The sequence below is a fragment of the Streptomyces sp. NPDC059455 genome, from assembly GCF_042750115.1.
Classification (GTDB): domain Bacteria; phylum Actinomycetota; class Actinomycetes; order Streptomycetales; family Streptomycetaceae; genus Streptomyces; species Streptomyces endocoffeicus.
On record NZ_JBHYVB010000020.1, the window covers coordinates 41,676 to 58,851 of the forward strand.

A 17,176-nucleotide genomic window follows, 5' to 3' on the forward strand; every position below is an offset into this window, starting at 1 on the left:
GGCCGGAAGGTGGCCGCCCGGTGGTCATGGGGTGGAGGCCGAGGGTGGCGTGTGGGCTGGCTTGTTCACGACTGTGCTCGATGGGGCAGCGGGTGCCGAAGGGGGCTGCCCGGCGCGCCACCGCCACCCGTAACCTGTCTGCTCCCAGCCCCTGGCCCACCATCGGTCCATCCCCGGCCCACCCCCGGTCCACCCACCCGTCCGAACTCTCCGTACCACTCCGTGCCCTGCGAGGAGACCCGTGCACCCCACCCGCAAGGCGGCCCTGACGGCCATCGCGCTGCTGGCCGTGGCCACCGCCGGCTGCGAGCCCGGCGCCGCCTCCACCACGACCCACCGGACCTCCGCGAAGCCCGGCTGCCCGACCGTCCTCTCCAGAGCGAAACAAGCCGTCAAGAAGGCGGAGGCCGTCGACGCCCCCTGGAAGGGCCCCACCACCGGGCCCGAGGCGGCCGGTCACGGCAAGAGCGTCGTCTTCATCGCCCATGACCTCTCCAACCCCGGTCCGGCCGGAGTCGCCCAGGGCGTCCAGGAAGCCGCGACGCTGCTGCGGTGGAACGCCCGCACCATCAACGGCCAGGGCACACCGGAGGGTTACCGGTCAGCCTTCAAGGAGGCGCTCGCCCTCAAGCCGGACGGCATCGCCATCGCCGGTTTCGACCCCGGCAGCGTCGCCGACGAGATCAAGAAGGCCAAGGCGGCGGGCATTCCGGTGATCGGCTGGCACGCCGCCCCGACCCCGGGCCCGGACGGGAGCCCGGATCTCTTCACCAACGTCACCACCCGGGTCGAGGACGTCGCGAAGATCAGCGCCGACTGGATCATCGCCCGCTCGGGCGGCCGCGCGGGCGTGGTGCTGTTCACCGACGGCACGGTCCCGTTCGCGAAGCGCAAGTCGGACCTGATCAAGAAGGAGCTCGCCACCTGCTCCGACGTCAAGCTGCTGAGCTACCAGAACATGCCGATACCCGAGGTCAACAAGCGCGCCATCGGGGAAGTCCGGTCCCTGCTCTCCCGCTTCGGCGACAAGTGGACGTACTCGGCCGCCATCAACGACCTGTACTTCCGGCACACCGCCGCCGCCCTGCGCGCCGCGGGCAAGGACGGGGCGGGCGCCCCGTTCAACATCGGCGCGGGGGACGGCGACCCGTCGGCCTTCCAGCGCGTCAACGGCCAGCGGTTCCAGGCGGCCACGGTGCCCGAGCCCCTCACCGAACAGGGGTGGCAGATCGTCGATGAATTCAACCGCGCCTTCGCGGACAAGCCCGCCAGCGGATACGTCCCCTCGGTGCACATCACCACCGCCGCGAACAGCGGTGGTGCGCCGTCCTGGGACTCCGAGGGCTATCGGCAGGCGTATCGCAGGATCTGGGGGAAGTAAGCCGAGGGAAGTAAGCCGAGGGAAGTGGGCGAAGGGGAGATCCGGGACTCCCGAGGGGAGCCCCGGCCCCAAGGGACCTGGTCCGGCCCGGACTCAGTCCTGCCCGGACTCAGTCCTGGTGGATCTCGTTGTTGCCCGTGCCGCCGGAGAGGGTGTCATTGCCCTCGCCGCCCCACAGCACGTCGTCGCCGCTGTTGCCGTAGAGGGTGTCGTCGCCCTTGCCGCCACGGAGGGTGTCGTTGCCGGTGCCCCCGCGCAGGATGTTGTCCTCGGAGCCGCCGGTGATGCTGTCGTTCCCGGCGTCACCGTGGCATTCCTGCGCGCAGTTGGTGATGGTGTCGTCGCCGTCGCCGCCGTAGGCGCCGAAGCCCATGACGCCGCCGCCACCGTCGATCTTGTCGTTGCCGCCCTCGCCGTAGAACGTGGGCGCGGCGCTGCCCTGGAGGACGTCGTTACCGGCGCCGCCGTGAATTCCGGCGTAGGCCGAGCCATTGGGGTCGATCTTCGCGGTGTCGTTGCCGTCACCGAGATCGACGTCGAAGTCATCGGAGTCGTCGGAGTTCTGCGGGATTTCCACCGCGCACTGGGCGACGGTGTGATCGCTCGCGGTCGGGTAGGTGCACTCGTCCCAGTCCGCCGCTTGCGCATCGATGGTGATGTCACCCTGGTCGCGGAAGGTGAGGACGTAATACTCCTCGAATTCCCCACGGCTGACGATCTGCTCGGAGACCGTCAGATTGTTCTTCTGCCCCGCGGCGGCCTTGTACCAGAGCTCGCCGTCCTCGTGGACGAGAGAGCCCGAGGTCGTCGGGGCCGCCTGGGCGGCGGGCGCCGCGAGCGCGGCTCCCCCCAGGGCGAGAGCGAGGGTGGCCGTAGCGGCCATGATCCGGTACCTGCGCATAGGGAAAGGGCCCTTCGTGCAATCAGTGCCGATCGGGCCGGCGAGAAAGTGCGGTTCAGTCACCGGGCGCCGGCGATCGGCTATTTGGTGTTTCCGATCGCCCCGGTAGACCGCGATGGACGGCAAGCGGTTGCCCCGGAAATTACCTAGTTCCCCGCGGGATTCCCGCAGTCGCAGGTCATCGAGTTATTCGAAGGGAGTTGCACAAGGAATAACGACATCGCCGTAACCGGCCTTTCCGGGCCGCTTAACCCCTTGTTCACCCGGCCGGTCGCGGCGGACGGCCACATCCGTTCGACTGGGTCGGCGCGGAGGTCATCGCACGGGAGAGGAAGGGGTGGCCCGGCCGTGGGCGGTGGTCCACCGGCCCGGCGCCCGTCCGGCGACCATCCGGTGACCGTCCGGCGACCGCGCCAGAAAGCCTCCGTGAGAGGGCCGCCGTGAGAAAGTCACCAGGAGAAAGCGCCGCGGGAAACTGATCCGGATTCCAGTGAACATTTCCTGGAGAACATCTCCGGAATCTGTGGAGCTTCGGCGTATCCGCCTGTCAAGATCTTCCCTCATGCCTTCCCCGTTCACTCAGGAATATCAGGGATTCTCGTGCGGAAAATGAATGCGGCCGTCACCGTGGCCGTCGCGGTACTGGCTCTGGCGCTGACCGGTTGCGGCAAGGACGACGACAAGGGCGCCCAGTCGTCCGGCGCCTCCGACAAGACGGCGTCCGCCCAGAAGGCGGACGACGCGGAACGCGGCACCGCGTCCGCCGCTCCCACCAGCGCGAGCCCCAGCCCGAGCCGTACGAAGCCCGCCAAGAGCCCCAGCGCGAGCCCGAGCAGTCCCAGGGCCACCCGCACCGCCGACGGCACCACTCCGGCCCCGCGCCGCACGACTCCGAAGACCCAGGCCCCCGCGCCGACCCGTGCGGGCGCCCCGGCGAGCGTGCAGGGCACGTGGTACTCCACGGTGCGCGATCCGAACGGTAAGCCGCTCGTGATGACCGTGAGCGGCGGTTCCCTCTCCGTGGGGTACCAGGGCAAGTCCTGCCCCGGGACGATCAGCGCGAGCATGGCCGTGACCATGAGCTGCCAGGGCGAGACCATTTCCGGTGGCCACGCCGTGGTCAGCGGGGACGGCCAGAGCCTCACCGTCAACTGGCCGCAGGGCAACCCCGACCGCTACGTCCGCCCGTGAGCCGACTGTTCGTTGACGCGACCCGTGGTGCGGCCCGTCAGTGGGATCGGCCGGTGTTGAGCCGGGCGGCCTGGCGGGTCAGGTAGTCGCGTTCGGCGAGGTTGGCTGCCTTGTGGGCCGCCTCCGCGTACAGCCGGGCCGCCGTCGCCAGGTCGCCGTCGCGCTCGTGGAGGTACGCCGCCACCGCCGCGTGGCGGGGCAAGGAGTATCCCCCGCTCGAAGAGCTGGGGGAAGAATCGTCCAGTTCCGCGAGCGCGGCCAGCCCGGCGCGCGGGCCGTCGGCCTCGCCGACCGCCACCGCCCGGTTGAGCCGGACGACCGGGCTGTCGGTCAGGCCCGCGAGCTCGTCGTACCACTCCACGATCTGCACCCAGTCGGTCTCCTCGGCGGTGGGCGCGTCCGCGTGGAGGGCCGCGATGGCGGCCTGGGCCTGGAACTCGCCCAGCCGGTCGCGGGCGAGCGCCGTCTGAAGGATCTCCACCCCCTCGGCGATCGCCTTGGTGTCCCACCGGGAGCGGTCCTGCTCGGCGAGCGGCACCAGGCTGCCGTCGGGCGCGGTCCGGGTGGCGCGCCGGGCGTGGTGGAGCAGCATCAGGGCGAGCAGCCCCGCCACCTCGGGGTGGTCGATCGCGGCCGCGAGCTGCCGGGTGAGCCGGATGGCCTCGGCGGCGAGGTCGACGTCGCCCGAGTAGCCCTCGTTGAAGACCAGGTACAGCACGCGCAGCACGGTGGCGACGTCGCCGGGCTGGTCGAACCGTACGCCGGAGACGGTGCGCTTGGCCCGGCTGATGCGCTGCGCCATGGTCGCCTCGGGCACCAGATACGCCTGGGCGATCTGGCGGGTGGTGAGGCCGCCGACCGCGCGCAGCGTGAGCGCGACGGCGGACGACGGCGTCAGCGACGGGTGGGCGCACAGGAAGTACAGCTGGAGCGTGTCGTCCACCGAGGCCGTGGGCCCGGGTGCCGGTTCCTCCTCGACGAGGTCCTCACGCCGGCGGCGGGCGGTGTCCGCCCGGGTCGCGTCGAGGAACTTGCGCCAGGCCACGGTGACCAGCCAGCCCTTGGCGTCCCTCGGGGGGTCGGCCGGCCACCCGCGGACCGCCTCGATGAGCGCGTCCTGCACGGCGTCCTCGGCCGCCGCGAAATCGGCTCCGCGGCGGACGAGGATGCCGAGCACGCCCGGCGTGAGGCTCCTGATCAGGGCCTCGTTCATCTGCGTCACTTGAAAGTGCACTCCGTGGTACTGGGCTTGGCGGCCAGGAACGGGCGCACCTCCAGCCACTCGTGGATCGGCTTCCCGTCCTTCCCCGGAGCGGCCGACAGCTCACCGGCCAGCTCGACGGCGCGCTCGTGGCTGTCGACGTCGATCACCATCCAGCCCGCGATGAGGTCCTTGGTCTCGGCGAACGGACCGTCGGTGACCGGCGGACGCCCCTCACCGTCGTACCGCACCCACGACCCCTCCGGGGCGAGCGCCTGACCGTCGACGAACTCGCCGGTCTTCTCCAGCCGGGCCGCGAAGTCGTTCATGAACTGCACATGCGCCGAGATCTCCTCCGGCGTCCACTGGTCCATCGGCACGTTGTTCACCGGAGCCGGAGCGCCGCGGTAGTGCTTCAGCAGCAGGTACTTGGCCATCGTGGTTCTCCTCGATGCGGATGCGACCCATTGTGGTCGCGTTCACCCCAGGGACGGAGCCGGTCCCGCGTTCTCGACATCCCCGTCCGAAGATTTTTTTCGCTGCTCCTCGATCCGGTGCAGCACCGAGTCCAGATGCGCCTCGGAGGCCGCTCGGGCCGCCTCCGGATCGCGGGCCTCGATCGCCCGCAGGATGGCCTGGTGCTCCTCGATGGTGGCGCGCCGGCGGGCGGCGGACAGCGAGGTCTTGCGCCGCCCCGGCTCGCCGATCTCGTAGACCCGGTCCAGCAGCCGCAGCAGCAGGGGGTTGCGGGTGTACTGGGCGATGGCGCGGTGGAAGGTGCGGTCCAGGTCGGTGAACTCCTGCCGCGTGGGCTCCCGTCGCATCGCGTCCAGCAGGGCGTGCAGCTGGACGATGTCGGAGGGGGTGGCGCGGCGGGCGGCCCGCGCGGTCACCGAGGGCTCGATGCACGCGCGCACCTCCATGACCTGCAGCAGCTCCGCCGTGGCAGCGAGCCCCGAGGCCAGGGCGTCGCCGCGCGGAGTGGCCCCCGGGTCGAGCACGACGGTGCCGGAGCCGGGGCGCCGGGCGACCAGTCCGCGCGAGGCGAGGGCGCGCAGCGCCTCGCGGACCGAGCCCCGGGAGACGCCGAGGCTCTCCGCGAGCTCCCGCTCCGGGGGGACGCGGGAACCGGGCGCCAGCTCTCCGCTCAGGATCAGCCGCTCCAGGCCGACCGCCAGGGCGTCCGGCCTCGACAGGGTGGAGTGCCGCAGTTGCCGCCAGTCCATCTCCTGGCTTTCCTCCGCCTTCTTCAGCTTTCTTCGGCTTCTTCAGCTTTCTTCGGCTTCTTCAGCTTTCTTCGGCTTTCCGGTCCGGCCGGTGGTCCAGAGTCTCACATCCGGTGGGCGCCACCCCGGCGTCCACCCGGCGTCCTCCATGCCTCCTCCCAGCCGCCGCCGCGAGCGTTCCGGCCGCCGCCGCGAGCGGATTTAACCAGGTGGTGACGGGCGGGCAACCGGAGCCGCCGGGTCCGAACGCTATCGTCTGCCGACGTCATTTTGGTCCTACCAATAGACCAACTGCTGTCCCTGCGCCATCCTGGCCGCACCGCAGCGCGCGCCCCAACGTCCCCAGCAGTGAGGCATCCCGCCATGCGCCAAAGAACGAGCGGACCAAGCGACCGGCCCCCACCGACCCGCCACCGACCGCGCGCCGCCGCCCTCGCCGCCCGGGTGCTGTGTGTGCTGGTCGCCGGCGCCACCGCCGGCTGCGCCTCCCTGGCCTCCCCCACGGCCGAAGTGGGCGCCGACCGGATGACCGACCCCCGGCCCGCCCGCGACGGCGGAACGCTCACCATCGCCCTCAAATCGGACCCGGACAAGCTGGACCCCACCCTGGCCAGCACCGCCGTGGGCCGGACCGTGTTCACCGCGATGTGCGAGAAGCTCTACGACGTCGACGCCGCGAACCGGATCGTGCCGCAGCTCGCCGCCGCCCCGCCCACGACCGGCGACGGGGGCCGCACCGTCACCATCAGGCTGCGGCCCGGCGTCCGGTTCGCCGACGGCACCCGCATGGACGCCAAGGCCGTCAAGACCTCCCTCGACCGGCACCGGACGCTGACCGGTTCCGTGCGCGCGAGCGAGCTGAAGCCCCTCACCTCGGTCCAGGCGGTCGGCGACGACACCGTACGGCTGCGGCTGACCAAGCCGTACGTCCCGCTGCTCGCGCTGCTCGCCGACCGCGCGGGCATGGTGATGTCCCCCACCGCGCTGAAGCGCTACGGCAAAGGGTTCGCGAGCCACCCCACCTGCGTCGGCCCGTTCCGCTACGCCGAGCGGGTGGTGGGCGACCGCATCGTGCTGGACAAGGACCCGAACTACTACGACGCCGACGCCGTCCATCTGCGGCGGGTGATCTACCGCACCATCACCGACGGCAACGTCCGGCTGGCGAATCTCCAGTCCGGCGACATCCAGGTGGGCGACCAGATGGACCCGGTCCAGGTGGGCAGGGCGCTCACCGAACCCGGACTGCAGCTGTTCCACTCCCCCTCGCTGGGCTACTACGGCCTGACCCTCAACATCGGCAATACCAAGGGCGCCGGGGCGCCGCCGGGCCGGATCGACACCCCGATCGCGCGGGATGCGCGGGTGCGCGAGGCGTTCGACCTCTCCCTGGACCGCGACCTGATCAACACCATCGTCTTCCAGGGCCGCTACCGTCCCACCTGCGGTCCGCTCCCCTCCGGCACCCCGTACGCCACCGGGTCCCACTGCCCGGCCCGCGACCTGGCCAGGGCCAAGCGGCTGCTCAAGGCCGCCAAGGTGACCACCCCGGTCCGAGTGCGGCTCCAGATCAGCACCACCCCGGAGGACAACCGGCTGGGCCAGGTCATCCAGGCCATGGCCAAGGAGGCGGGCTTCGCGGTGAGCCTGACGCCCACCGAGTTCGCCACCGGCCTGGAGCACTCCCGCGCGGGCGACTTCCAGGCGGCGACCACCAACTGGTCGGGGCGGCTCGACCCGGCGGGCAACATCGACGTGTTCGCCGGTACCGGAGGCGCCCAGAACTACGGCGGGCTCTCCGACCCGGCCATCGACCGGCTGATCGCCGAGGGCGGCACCACCACGGGCAAGCCCGCCCGTAAGAAGATCTACGCCCGGCTGGTGGAGCGCGTCCGCGCCGCGCACACCGTGCTCTATCTGATCCAGCCCACGAACTACGTCTCCGTGACCAAGAAGGTCGCCGGGGTGAAGGTCTTCGGCGACGGGCTGATCCGGGTGAAGGACGCCGGATATGTGAAGGGAGGGAGCTGATGTCGTATCCGATCCGCCGTCTCGGCGAATCGCTGATCACGCTCTTCCTGGTCAGTGTCGTGGTCTTCACCGGCGTACGGGCACTGCCCGGCGACACCGCCACCGCGCTGGCCGGGGAGGAGCCCACGCCCGAGGCGATCGCCCAGATCCGCGAGAGCTACGGGCTCGACGACAACATCGTGGTGCAGTACGTGCGCTATGTGCGGCACGCCGCCACCGGCGACCTCGGCGTCTCCTCCCGCACCGGGCTGCCGGTCCTGGACTCGGTGCTGGAGGCCCTGCCCGTCACCCTCGAACTGTCCGCCCTGGCCCTGCTGCTCGCGGTCGTGGTCGGCGTGGGCGCCGGGGTGGTGGCGGCGGTCCGGCGCGGCCGACCCGAGGAGTGGCTGGTCAACGCGGTGGCGCTGCTGGGGCTTTCGGTGCCCGCCTTCTGGCTCGGCATCGTCCTCGTCCTCGCCTTCGCCATCGCCGTCCCGGTCTTCGCCGCCTCCGGTTTCGTGCCGTTCGGCGTGGACCCGATGGAGAACCTGCGCCATATGGTGCTCCCGGTGATCGTCCTCGGCTCCGGTCTCGCGGCGGTCGTGATGCGGCAGACGCGCGCGGCCATGCTGGGCTCGCTCTCCGCCGACTACGTGCGCACGGCGCGCGCCAAGGGGCTCTCCCGGCGCCAGGTGATCATGGGCCATGCCCTGCGCAACAGCCTGGTCACCGTGGTGACCGTGCTCGGACTCCAGCTCGGGCACCTCATCTCGGGCGCGGTGGTCACCGAGCAGATCTTCGTCCTGCCGGGCTTCGGCAAGCTCACCATCGACGCGGTCTTCTCCCGCGACTACGCGATGGTGCAGGGCGTGGTGCTGTTCACCTCGACCGCCTACATCCTCGTCAACCTCCTGGTGGACCTGGCCTATTCGGTGATCGACCCCCGTATCCGGCTCGGAGGTGCCCAATGAGAATCCGGCTCGGAGACGCCCCGTCGAAGGGCGCACGGTTGAGCATCCGGCTCGGAGGTGCCCAGTGAGCGCCGCCGCTGCCGCGATCCCCGCCGCCGAGGAGTGGGAGCGGGCTCCGCTCGCCCCGCTGTCCCGGCTGCGGCTGCTGACCCGCAACAAACTGGCCCTCACCGGGGCCGTGGCCGCCGCGATCCTGGTGCTGATCGCGGTGTGCGCACCGCTCATCGCGCCGTACGACCCGGCCCGCCCCGACTTCACCGCCGCCCTCCGGGAGCCGGGCTGGGCCCACTGGCTGGGCACCGACGACCTGGGCCGCGATCAGCTCTCCCGGGTCGTGTACGGGGTGCGGGCCTCGCTGCAGATCGGGCTGCTCGCGGTGGCGCTGGCCTTCGCGGCCGGCGTGCCGCTCGGGCTGATCGCGGGCTACTACGGGCGGTTCGCCGACTCGGTGGTCTCCCGGCTCACCGACACCCTGCTCGCCTTCCCCTTCCTGGTGCTGGCGGTGGGCCTGGCCACCATCCTCGGGCCGTCCCTGCTGAACGCCACGATCGCGGTCGGCGTCTCCCAGATCCCGGCCGTCATCCGGATCACCCGGGCGGAGACACTGCGGCTGAAACACCTCGACTATGTGGCGGCGGCCGTGGCCAACGGCGGCGGGGACGGCACCGTGCTCTTCCGCCACATCCTCCCCGGCGCCCTGTCCGCGCTGACCGTCCAGGCCACCGTGGGCATCCCCACCGCGATCATCGGCGAGGCGCTGCTGAGTTTCCTCGGCCTCGGCGTCCAGCCGCCGTCCCCCTCGCTCGGGGTGATGCTCTCCAGCGCCCAGGCGTACATCGCCGCCGCGCCCTGGATGGCGGTCTTCCCGGGCCTGGCGATCATCGCCGCGACGCTCGCGTTCAATCTGCTCGGGGACGGGCTGCGCGACATCCTCGACCCCCAGGGAGACAGCCGATGACCACGTCCACCGCACCCCCCGCCCTGAGCGTGCGGGACCTGTCCGTGGTCTTCCGCACCCCGACCCGCGTGGTCCACGCGGTGGACGGGCTGTCGTTCGACATCGCCGCCGGTGAAGTACTGGCCGTGGTCGGCGAGTCCGGCTGCGGCAAGTCCGTGACCTCCACCGCCGTGCTGGGGCTGCTGCCGCCCACCGCGAGCGTCGGCGGCTCCATCCGGCTGGGCGGACGGGAGTTGGTGGGGGCGGACGAGAGCGAACTGCGGGACGTCCGCGGCCGGGAGATCGCGATGATCTTCCAGGAGCCGATGACCTCGCTGAACCCCGTCCTCACCATCGGCCGCCAGGTCGGCGAGGTCCTCCGGCGGCATCAGGGGATCGGCCGCCGCGAGGCGCGCGAGCGGGCCGTGGACCTGCTCGACCTCGTCGGCATCCCCGCCCCCGCCCAGCGGGCCCGCGACTATCCGCACCAGCTCAGCGGCGGAATGCGGCAGCGCGTGATGATCGCCATCGCGATCGCCTGCGACCCCGCCGTGCTCATCGCCGACGAGCCCACCACCGCGCTGGACGTCACCGTGCAGGCGGGCATCCTGGAGGTGCTGCAGTCCCTGCGGGAACGGCTCGGCACCGCCATCGTGCTGATCACCCACGATCTGGGCGTGGTCGCCGACACCGCCGACCGGGTGCTGGTGATGTACGCGGGCCGGGGCGTCGAACAGGCCCCGGTGGACGAGCTGTTCGGCGCGCCCCGCCACCCGTACACCCGCGGGCTGCTCGGCGCGGTGCCGGTGCCCGGCCGGGGGCGGGCGGAGGGCGGGCGGGGGCGGCTCCAGGAGATCCCCGGACTGGTGCCGAGCCTCACCGAACAGCCCGACCGCTGCACCTTCCAGCCCCGCTGCTCCTACGCCGACGAGCGGTGCGGGGAGCAGAGGCCCGCGCTGCGGGCGGTGCGGGCACCGCGCGAGCGGGACGAGAGGAGTGCGGGGTACGAACCGTACGAACGGTACGAGCGCTCTGAGCAGTCCGAGCCGCACGAGGCCGCGTGCTGGTATCCGGTGCCGGTCGCTCCCGAACGACCTGAACGTCCCGAAAACGCTGGGCGTTCCGAACACCCTGGGCGTTCCGAACACCCCGAACGCCCCGAACGCCCCGAACACTCCGGACACTCCGGACAGGAGGCCGCCTCATGACCGCCGCCGTCGCGCCCGCGGAGGCGTCGCGGGATGACGCCGTGCTCGACATCAACGGCCTGGTCCGCCACTTCACCGGCCCCGCCGGCACCGTCAGGGCGGTCGACGGGGTCAGCCTCGGCATCGGCCGGGGCGAGATCGTCGGCCTGGTCGGGGAGTCCGGCAGCGGCAAGTCCACCGTGGGGCGGTGCGCCGTACGGCTGGACCGGCCGACCGCGGGCCAAGTGACGATCAACGGCCGCGATGTGACCCGGCTGTCGAAACGGGCACTGCGTCCGCTGCGCAAGGGCTTCCACCTGGTGTTCCAGGACCCGTCCTCCTCGCTCGACCCCCGGATGACCGTGGGCGCCATCGTCGGCCAGCCGCTGCGGCTGCACCGCCTGGCGTCCGGCGACGCCCTGCGCGACCGGGTCGCCGCGCTGCTGGCCCAGGTGGGGCTGCGGCCCGAACTGGCGCGGCGGCGGCCCCATGAACTCTCCGGCGGACAGCGGCAGCGGGTCTCCATCGCCCGCGCGCTGTCGGTCGATCCCCAGCTGCTGGTGGCCGACGAGCCGACGTCGGCGCTGGACGTCTCCGTCCAGGCGTCCGTGCTCAACCTGCTGGCGGACCTCCAGCGGGAACGGCGGTTCGGCTGTCTGTTCATCACCCATGACCTGGCCGCCGTCGAGTACCTCGCCGACCGGATCGCCGTGATGTATCTGGGGCAGCTGGTGGAACAGGCCCCGGCCGCCGAGCTGTTCGCCGACCCCAAGCATCCGTACACCCAGGCGCTGCTGTCCGCGGCCCCGGTGCCGGACCCGGCCGCGCAGCGGTCGCGCACCCGGATCGTGCTCAGCGGGGAGCTGCCCAGCCCGCTGGATCCGCCCACGGGCTGCCGCTTCCACACCCGCTGTCCGCTCGCCGTCGACCGCTGCCGCACCGAGCCGCCCGTGCTGCGGCGGCTCGCGGAGGGCGGCGGCCGTCGCCAGGTCTCCTGCCATCTGGTGGCGGACGACGGCACCGCGCCCGACGCCTCCGCCTTCTGACCGCCCTCACGTCCGCACACCCATACCCATACCCGTACCCGCACCCGCACCCGCACCCGTGTACCCGCACCCGCCACTCGTACGAGACCAGGAGCCTGCCGACATGTTCACCACCCGGCCCACCCTGCAGGGCACCCATGGCATGGTGTCCTCCACCCACTGGCTGGCCTCGCAGTCCGCCATGGCCGTCCTGGAGGACGGCGGCAACGCCTTCGACGCGGCCGTGGCCGCCGGGTTCGTCCTGCATGTGGTCGAGCCGCATCTGAACGGGCCCGCCGGTGAGGTGCCGATCATCCTCGCCCCGGCGGGCGGCGAACCCACCGTGCTGTGCGGCCAGGGCCCGGCACCCGCCGGCGCCACCATCGACCACTACACCGCGCTCGGCCTCGACCTCGTCCCCGGCACCGGCCCGCTCGCGGCGGCGGTGCCCGGTGCGTTCGACGCCTGGATGGTGCTGCTGCGCGACCACGGTACGAAGCGGCTCGCCGAGGTGCTGCGGTACGCGATCGGCTACGCCGAGCACGGCCATCCGGCGGTCGAGCGGATCGGGGAGACGGTCGAGACGGTGCGGGAGCTGTTCGAGACCGAGTGGACGACCTCGGCCGAGCTGTATCTGCCGGACGGGAAGTCCCCCGCCGCCGGGCGGCTGCTCACCAACCCCGCGCTGGCCGCCACCTGGCGGCGGCTGGTCGCCGAGGCGGAGGCGGCAGGGTCCGGGCGCGAGGCCCAGATCGAGGCGGCCCGCCGGGTCTGGCGCGAGGGCTTCATCGCGGCGGAGCTGGCGGACGCGGCGGCCCGGCCCGCGATGGACTCGTCCGGGCACCGCAACGCCGGGACCATGACCGGGGACGACCTGGCCGCCTTCGAGGCCACGTACGAGCCGCCGGTCCGTCACTTCTGGAACGGCTGGACCGTGTGCAAGGCCGGGCCCTGGAGCCAGGGGCCGGTGCTCCTCCAGCAACTCGCCCTGCTGCCGTACGCGCTGAGCGAGGCCGACCTCGGCACGCCCGACTACCTGCACCTCCTGATCGAGGGCGGCAAGCTGGCCATGGCCGACCGCGAGGCGTGGTACGGGGACGCCGCCGACGTTCCGCTGACGGAGCTGCTCTCGCGTCCGTACAACGACGAGCGGCGGGCACTGATCGGCGAACAGGCCTCGTACGAACTGCGCCCCGGGCACCCCGGAGGCCTTACGCCACGGCTGAGCAAGCAGGCGCTGGCCGCCGTGGCCCGCGCCGCGTCCGGGGCGGACGGACCGGCCGCCGGGCCGGGCGGCGGAGAGCCGACGGTCGGTGGAGGGGACCTGGGCCTGGGCCTGGGAGGCCCGGCCGCCGGCTCAGCGGGCATGGGCGAACCCGCCGTCGACCGGAATGGGGTGACCCGGGGCGACACCTGCCACCTCGACGTGGTGGACCGCTGGGGCAACATGGTCGCGGCCACGCCCAGCGGCGGCTGGCTGCAGTCCAACCCCGTCATCCCCACGCTGGGTTTCCCGCTCGGCACCCGGCTCCAGATGGCCTGGCTGGACCCCGGCCTGCCCAACTCCCTCACCCCCGGCCGCCGCCCCCGCACCACACTCACCCCGTCGCTCGCGCTGCGCGACGACACCCCCGTCATGGCCTTCGGCACCCCCGGCGGCGACCAGCAGGACCAGTGGAGCACGCACTTCTTCCTCGACGTCGCGCTACGGGCACCGGTGCGCTCCGGCCTGGATCTGCAGGGCGCCATCGACGCCCCCAACTGGCACCAGGAGTCCTTCCCCGGCTCCTTCCACCCCCGGGCGATGACGGCGGGCCGAGTGGTCGTCGAGTCCCGCATCGGCGAACCCGCCATCGCGGAACTCCGCCGCCGCGGCCACGACGTCGTAGTCGGCGACCCCTGGTCGGAGGGCCGCCTGTGCGCAGTCGCCCGCGACCCCGAGACAGGCGTCCTGCTCGCCGCCGCCAACCCGCGCGGCGCACAGGGCTACGCGGCGGGGCGATGACGGGCGTACAGGTCGGGCGGACGTACCGCCTTGAAGGGGCGCGGGGAACTGCGCGCTCGGCCACGACGGCGCCGCAGACGATCCACGGCAGGTCAGGGCACTTCCAGCGGAGCGCTCAGCGGGCGTACCCGCTGGGGTCCGCGGAACGCAGCTTCTCGGCTCGCTCCAGCGGGTCGTAACCGGGACCGACGCCACCGGCCAGGATCACATCGCCCTCGATGTGGTCGGTGCGCAGCGCCAGGATGTCCTGATAGGCGGGCGACGCGTACCACTCGCGGGCGTCCGCCATCCCGCCCGGGAACTCGATCAGCACCACACTGCCCGGCCACTCCCCCTCGACCACCTCCAGCGTGTCGCCGTGGATGAGGAACCGTCCGTGGAAGGGGTCGAGGGTGGCCTGGATCCGCTCCAGGTACTCGATGACGTCGGGGTGCGGACTGCGGCCGTGCAGATGCGCCAGCGCGTAGGCGGCGGGCATGGCTCCTCCAAGTGCTCCAGGCAGATCGGCGGACTGGACACGGATCAGCCTGCCGCGCCCCGCCGGGAGCGTCGATTACCCCTGAGGTCATGGCGGCGGCCACCCCCGAGGTCAGGACCGCGGCCCCGGGCCTCAGTCGAAGATGCCCAGGTCCTCCCGCATGATCCGGCGCATCGCCGACAGCCGGGGCTCGGCCTCCTTCAGCTCCTGCAGCGCGCCCGCCGCCGTCTCGCCGTCGTACTGCAGGCCGCGGTCGATCCGTTTGGCCATCGCGTCGATACCGGCGAGCACCGTATTGAGGTCGCGGGACGCTTCCAGGACCCGTTCGGGGACGATCATCTGCGCCTCGGCGTAACGGTCCCGGTAGTCGCGGCGGGCCTCCTCGAGTCGGACGCGGTCCTCGTCCGCGTACACGTCGTCGCGGATCCGGTGCAGCGCGTCCTTGAGGAGGGTGTGGAACTGACGGGAGGCGCGGTTCATCGCGGTGTAGGCGGCCCGGCGCTCCTCGAAGCGGCGCCGACGGTCCTCGGTGAGCACTTCCTCTCCCCGCTGACGTGCCGTCATGCGCTGTTGGAGGAGGGGTGCGAAGAGGGTGCCGAGGATGCCGACGACTGCGGTGATCATGGCGGCTATGACGGTGGACACCGGGGGAGCCTAGCCGCCCCCTTCCGGTGGGCTCCGCCGTATCCACAGGTTTTCCACAGGCTGGGTCGGGCCCTTTCCGCAACCCAGGCGATCAGAACTAATGTGCTGTTTCATGCACACCCCGCCCTCCGACGAGCGCGCCGACCGCGCCGATGACGTTCTCGCCCTCGCCCGGCTGGCCACCCGGCGCGGGGCGGTACGGGAGATGCTCGGCTGGCTGGCCCGGCGGACCGGGGGTCCGGCCGTGCTGGTCGGGGACACGGGGCGGGTGCTGGCCGGGCCGGGCGGGGAGCACGACCCGGCGGTGGCGCGGCTCGCCGCCGACGCGGCCGCCGACGCCGCCGTCGAGCTGCACCGGCGCGGGGCGGCGTCCGCCGTGCTGGGCGGGGGCGAGGGGCCCCCGGTGCATCTGATCGCGCTCGACACCGGCCCGAGGACGTATCTCGCCGTCGTCGGGCCGGACGATCCGCACTGCGGAACGCTGCTCGCCGACGCCGCCCGCACCCTCGCCCTGTGCTGGCGGCTGGAGCAGTCCGAGCGGGCGCGGCGGCGGATCGAGTCGGCCGAGGAGCACAGCCGGGAGGCGGTGCTGCATCTGCTGATGGTGGGCAGCGTGCCCGCCGCGCAGCGGATCGCCGGGGCGCTGCGGCCGGCGCTGCCCGCGGTGGTCCAGATGTATGTGATCGAGTGCCCGCACGCGCGGCGGCGCGAGATCGTCCGGCGGATCGATCGCGAGGCGGGGGGCGGGGCGTGGATCGTGCCGTGTCCGGTGCGTCCGAACCACGTCCTCGCGCTCGTACCGCCCGAGCCGGGCCCGGTGAGCGGTGACCCGCGGGGAGGCCCGGCACCACTGGATCTGCTGATCGTCCGGCTGGTGCCCGAATGCCGGGTCGGGGTGAGCGCGGCGGTCGCGCTGCGGGACACGCCGACCGCGTATGAGCAGGCCATCCACGCGCTGGCGGTGGCCCGTAGCGCGCCCGAGCGCCGTGCGGGCTTCGGCGGCGATGTGGATGTGACCGTCCTGGCGGGCCCGGAGGGCTATGTGTGGGCGAGCGAGCTCCTGGCGCCCTGTCTGCGGTACGCACCGGCCCGCCGCGCCGACCCGGGCCCGCAGGAGCTGCTGGGCACGCTCGGGTCGTGGCTGAGCTTCGGCGGGGCGGCCAGCCGCCATCTGAAGATCCACCGCAATACGCTCGCGGCGCGGATGCGCCATCTGGACGAGCTGCTGGGCGTGGAGATCAGCCGCAGCCTGGCCGCGCAGTCGGCCGCCTGGCTGGCGTTGCGGCTGCACACCGCGCCCCAGGCCGCGGCGGCCCGCGCCATGGCCCCGTTGGGGCACACCGCCACACTGGACGCGGTGCTGGGCACCCCCGCCGCCGGGACCTGGGCCCGGGCCCAGCTGCGCCCCCTGGAGCAGGCCGGTCCGACGGCCGGGCTGGAGACCATACGCACCTGGCTGCGCGCCGACGCCCGCCTGCCCGCCGCGGCCACCGCCCTTGGTATCTCCCTCCCGGGCGCCCGCAAGCGCCTGACCAGGGCGGAGGACGTCCTGGGTCGTTCCCTGCTGACCGCGCCGAGCGCGAAGTACGAACTATGGCTCGCGATGCGAGCTCTGGGCTCGCTCTGAAACGGGGCGACCGCACACCGGGGTCGCCCTCGGGCGCGCCCACCATTCGCCGCCGTACTCACCGTTCACCAGAGCGTTCACCGTTCGAAGGGGAACCGCCCGGCGTGCTCACTGTGCACATCGTTCCTCGCCGCGGGTGCCGCGGGCGCCTATTGTCCTGGACAAGCCACGACGGGCCGCGCCGAGCCCCGCCTCTCGCCGAGAGGCGCGGGCCGAGTGCGCATCCCCCCACCCGCACGGCACCGCACCCGGCCACCCCGCCGGGCTCATGAGCCGGGGCCGGGCCCCCCCGCGCGGCCCGGGGGGGGGGGCGGGCCCGCCCCCCCCCGCCCCGGCGGGCGCGCGCGCGCGCGCGCCCCCCCACAACGGCGCTGGAGAGGGGGGTCTCTGA

General features: G+C 72.6%; 15 protein-coding genes. 9 read left to right on the forward strand and 6 right to left on the reverse strand.

The genetic code is table 11. The annotated features are described in order from the left end of the window. Nucleotides 1-241: 241 nt before the first annotated feature. Nucleotides 242-1,381 (forward strand): substrate-binding domain-containing protein, encoded by a 1,140-nt coding sequence (locus tag ACFXB5_RS09885; RefSeq protein ID WP_385204728.1) that lies wholly within the window; start codon nucleotides 242-244, stop codon nucleotides 1,379-1,381. 109 nt (nucleotides 1,382-1,490) lie between these two features. Here the strand turns inward: ACFXB5_RS09885 and ACFXB5_RS09890 are convergent, their stop codons facing one another. Beyond that, nucleotides 1,491-2,264: a calcium-binding protein gene (locus ACFXB5_RS09890; RefSeq protein WP_385204731.1), complete on the reverse strand. Its 774-nt coding sequence runs from the start codon at nucleotides 2,262-2,264 to the stop codon at nucleotides 1,491-1,493. A gap of 618 nt (nucleotides 2,265-2,882) precedes the next feature. Here ACFXB5_RS09890 and ACFXB5_RS09895 point away from each other — a divergent pair. After that, complete coding sequence (locus ACFXB5_RS09895; RefSeq protein ID WP_385204734.1) at nucleotides 2,883-3,473, forward strand: hypothetical protein; 591 nt, start codon at nucleotides 2,883-2,885, stop codon at nucleotides 3,471-3,473. Nucleotides 3,474-3,510: 37 nt separating this feature from the next. Here ACFXB5_RS09895 and ACFXB5_RS09900 read toward each other — a convergent pair whose 3' ends face one another. The 3 genes from ACFXB5_RS09900 to ACFXB5_RS09910 are packed head-to-tail and all read right to left on the reverse strand — an operon-like array spanning nucleotide 3,511 to nucleotide 5,900. Continuing rightward, entirely contained in the window at nucleotides 3,511-4,686 is a 1,176-nt protein-coding gene (locus tag ACFXB5_RS09900) for an RNA polymerase sigma factor (protein ID WP_385204840.1), read from the reverse strand. 5 nt (nucleotides 4,687-4,691) lie between these two features. Continuing rightward, nucleotides 4,692-5,111: a YciI family protein gene (locus ACFXB5_RS09905; RefSeq protein ID WP_137979281.1), complete on the reverse strand. Its 420-nt coding sequence runs from the start codon at nucleotides 5,109-5,111 to the stop codon at nucleotides 4,692-4,694. Nucleotides 5,112-5,153: 42 nt separating this feature from the next. After that, a complete protein-coding gene (locus ACFXB5_RS09910; RefSeq protein WP_385204737.1) occupies nucleotides 5,154-5,900 on the reverse strand; it encodes a FadR/GntR family transcriptional regulator in 747 nt (248 codons plus the stop codon). 363 nt (nucleotides 5,901-6,263) lie between these two features. Here ACFXB5_RS09910 and ACFXB5_RS09915 point away from each other — a divergent pair, with 363 nt between their 5' ends. From ACFXB5_RS09915 to ACFXB5_RS09940, 6 genes are all read left to right on the forward strand, one after another. Beyond that, nucleotides 6,264-7,931 (forward strand): ABC transporter substrate-binding protein, encoded by a 1,668-nt coding sequence (locus tag ACFXB5_RS09915; protein ID WP_385204739.1) that lies wholly within the window; start codon nucleotides 6,264-6,266, stop codon nucleotides 7,929-7,931. Continuing rightward, on the forward strand, nucleotides 7,931-8,881 hold the full coding sequence (locus ACFXB5_RS09920; RefSeq protein ID WP_385204742.1) for an ABC transporter permease: 951 nt from the start codon (nucleotides 7,931-7,933) through the stop codon (nucleotides 8,879-8,881). The genes ACFXB5_RS09915 and ACFXB5_RS09920 overlap by 1 nt, the downstream gene beginning before the upstream one ends. 85 nt (nucleotides 8,882-8,966) lie before the next feature. Next, nucleotides 8,967-9,839 carry an ABC transporter permease gene (locus ACFXB5_RS09925; protein WP_385204843.1) on the forward strand — a complete coding sequence of 291 codons (873 nt, stop codon included), beginning with the start codon at nucleotides 8,967-8,969 and terminating at the stop codon, nucleotides 9,837-9,839. Further along, nucleotides 9,836-11,026 (forward strand): ABC transporter ATP-binding protein, encoded by a 1,191-nt coding sequence (locus ACFXB5_RS09930; RefSeq protein WP_385204745.1) that lies wholly within the window; start codon nucleotides 9,836-9,838, stop codon nucleotides 11,024-11,026. Before ACFXB5_RS09925 ends, ACFXB5_RS09930 begins: the two co-directional genes overlap by 4 nt. Further along, nucleotides 11,023-12,051 (forward strand): ABC transporter ATP-binding protein, encoded by a 1,029-nt coding sequence (locus tag ACFXB5_RS09935; RefSeq protein ID WP_385204747.1) that lies wholly within the window; start codon nucleotides 11,023-11,025, stop codon nucleotides 12,049-12,051. The genes ACFXB5_RS09930 and ACFXB5_RS09935 overlap by 4 nt, the downstream gene beginning before the upstream one ends. A 103-nt stretch (nucleotides 12,052-12,154) precedes the next feature. Beyond that, a complete protein-coding gene (locus ACFXB5_RS09940; RefSeq protein WP_385204750.1) occupies nucleotides 12,155-14,035 on the forward strand; it encodes a gamma-glutamyltransferase family protein in 1,881 nt (626 codons plus the stop codon). Between the two features lie 115 nt (nucleotides 14,036-14,150). Here the strand turns inward: ACFXB5_RS09940 and ACFXB5_RS09945 are convergent, their stop codons facing one another. Next, nucleotides 14,151-14,513 (reverse strand): DUF1330 domain-containing protein, encoded by a 363-nt coding sequence (locus tag ACFXB5_RS09945; protein WP_385204753.1) that lies wholly within the window; start codon nucleotides 14,511-14,513, stop codon nucleotides 14,151-14,153. A gap of 132 nt (nucleotides 14,514-14,645) precedes the next feature. Beyond that, a complete protein-coding gene (locus ACFXB5_RS09950; RefSeq protein ID WP_385204756.1) occupies nucleotides 14,646-15,158 on the reverse strand; it encodes a hypothetical protein in 513 nt (170 codons plus the stop codon). A 112-nt stretch (nucleotides 15,159-15,270) separates the two neighbouring features. On the opposite strand from ACFXB5_RS09950, the gene ACFXB5_RS09955 reads away from it, so the two are divergent. Further along, a complete protein-coding gene (locus tag ACFXB5_RS09955) occupies nucleotides 15,271-16,785 on the forward strand; it encodes a PucR family transcriptional regulator (protein WP_385204759.1) in 1,515 nt (504 codons plus the stop codon). The last annotated feature ends 391 nt before the right edge of the window (nucleotides 16,786-17,176 follow it).

Excerpts from the sequence above, each read along its gene's own strand:
- ACFXB5_RS09890 (WP_385204731.1), bottom strand. The coding sequence starts at position 2,264 with ATGGCCGCTACGGCCACCCTCGCTCTCGCCCTGGGGGGAGCCGCGCTC.
- ACFXB5_RS09900 (WP_385204840.1), bottom strand. The coding sequence starts at position 4,686 with ATGAACGAGGCCCTGATCAGGAGCCTCACGCCGGGCGTGCTCGGCATC.
- ACFXB5_RS09905 (WP_137979281.1), bottom strand. The coding sequence starts at position 5,111 with ATGGCCAAGTACCTGCTGCTGAAGCACTACCGCGGCGCTCCGGCTCCG.
- ACFXB5_RS09910 (WP_385204737.1), bottom strand. The coding sequence starts at position 5,900 with ATGGACTGGCGGCAACTGCGGCACTCCACCCTGTCGAGGCCGGACGCC.
- ACFXB5_RS09915 (WP_385204739.1), top strand. The coding sequence starts at position 6,264 with ATGCGCCAAAGAACGAGCGGACCAAGCGACCGGCCCCCACCGACCCGC.
- ACFXB5_RS09920 (WP_385204742.1), top strand. The coding sequence starts at position 7,931 with ATGTCGTATCCGATCCGCCGTCTCGGCGAATCGCTGATCACGCTCTTC.
- ACFXB5_RS09930 (WP_385204745.1), top strand. The coding sequence starts at position 9,836 with ATGACCACGTCCACCGCACCCCCCGCCCTGAGCGTGCGGGACCTGTCC.
- ACFXB5_RS09935 (WP_385204747.1), top strand. The coding sequence starts at position 11,023 with ATGACCGCCGCCGTCGCGCCCGCGGAGGCGTCGCGGGATGACGCCGTG.
- ACFXB5_RS09940 (WP_385204750.1), top strand. The coding sequence starts at position 12,155 with ATGTTCACCACCCGGCCCACCCTGCAGGGCACCCATGGCATGGTGTCC.
- ACFXB5_RS09945 (WP_385204753.1), bottom strand. The coding sequence starts at position 14,513 with ATGCCCGCCGCCTACGCGCTGGCGCATCTGCACGGCCGCAGTCCGCAC.
- ACFXB5_RS09955 (WP_385204759.1), top strand. The coding sequence starts at position 15,271 with ATGCACACCCCGCCCTCCGACGAGCGCGCCGACCGCGCCGATGACGTT.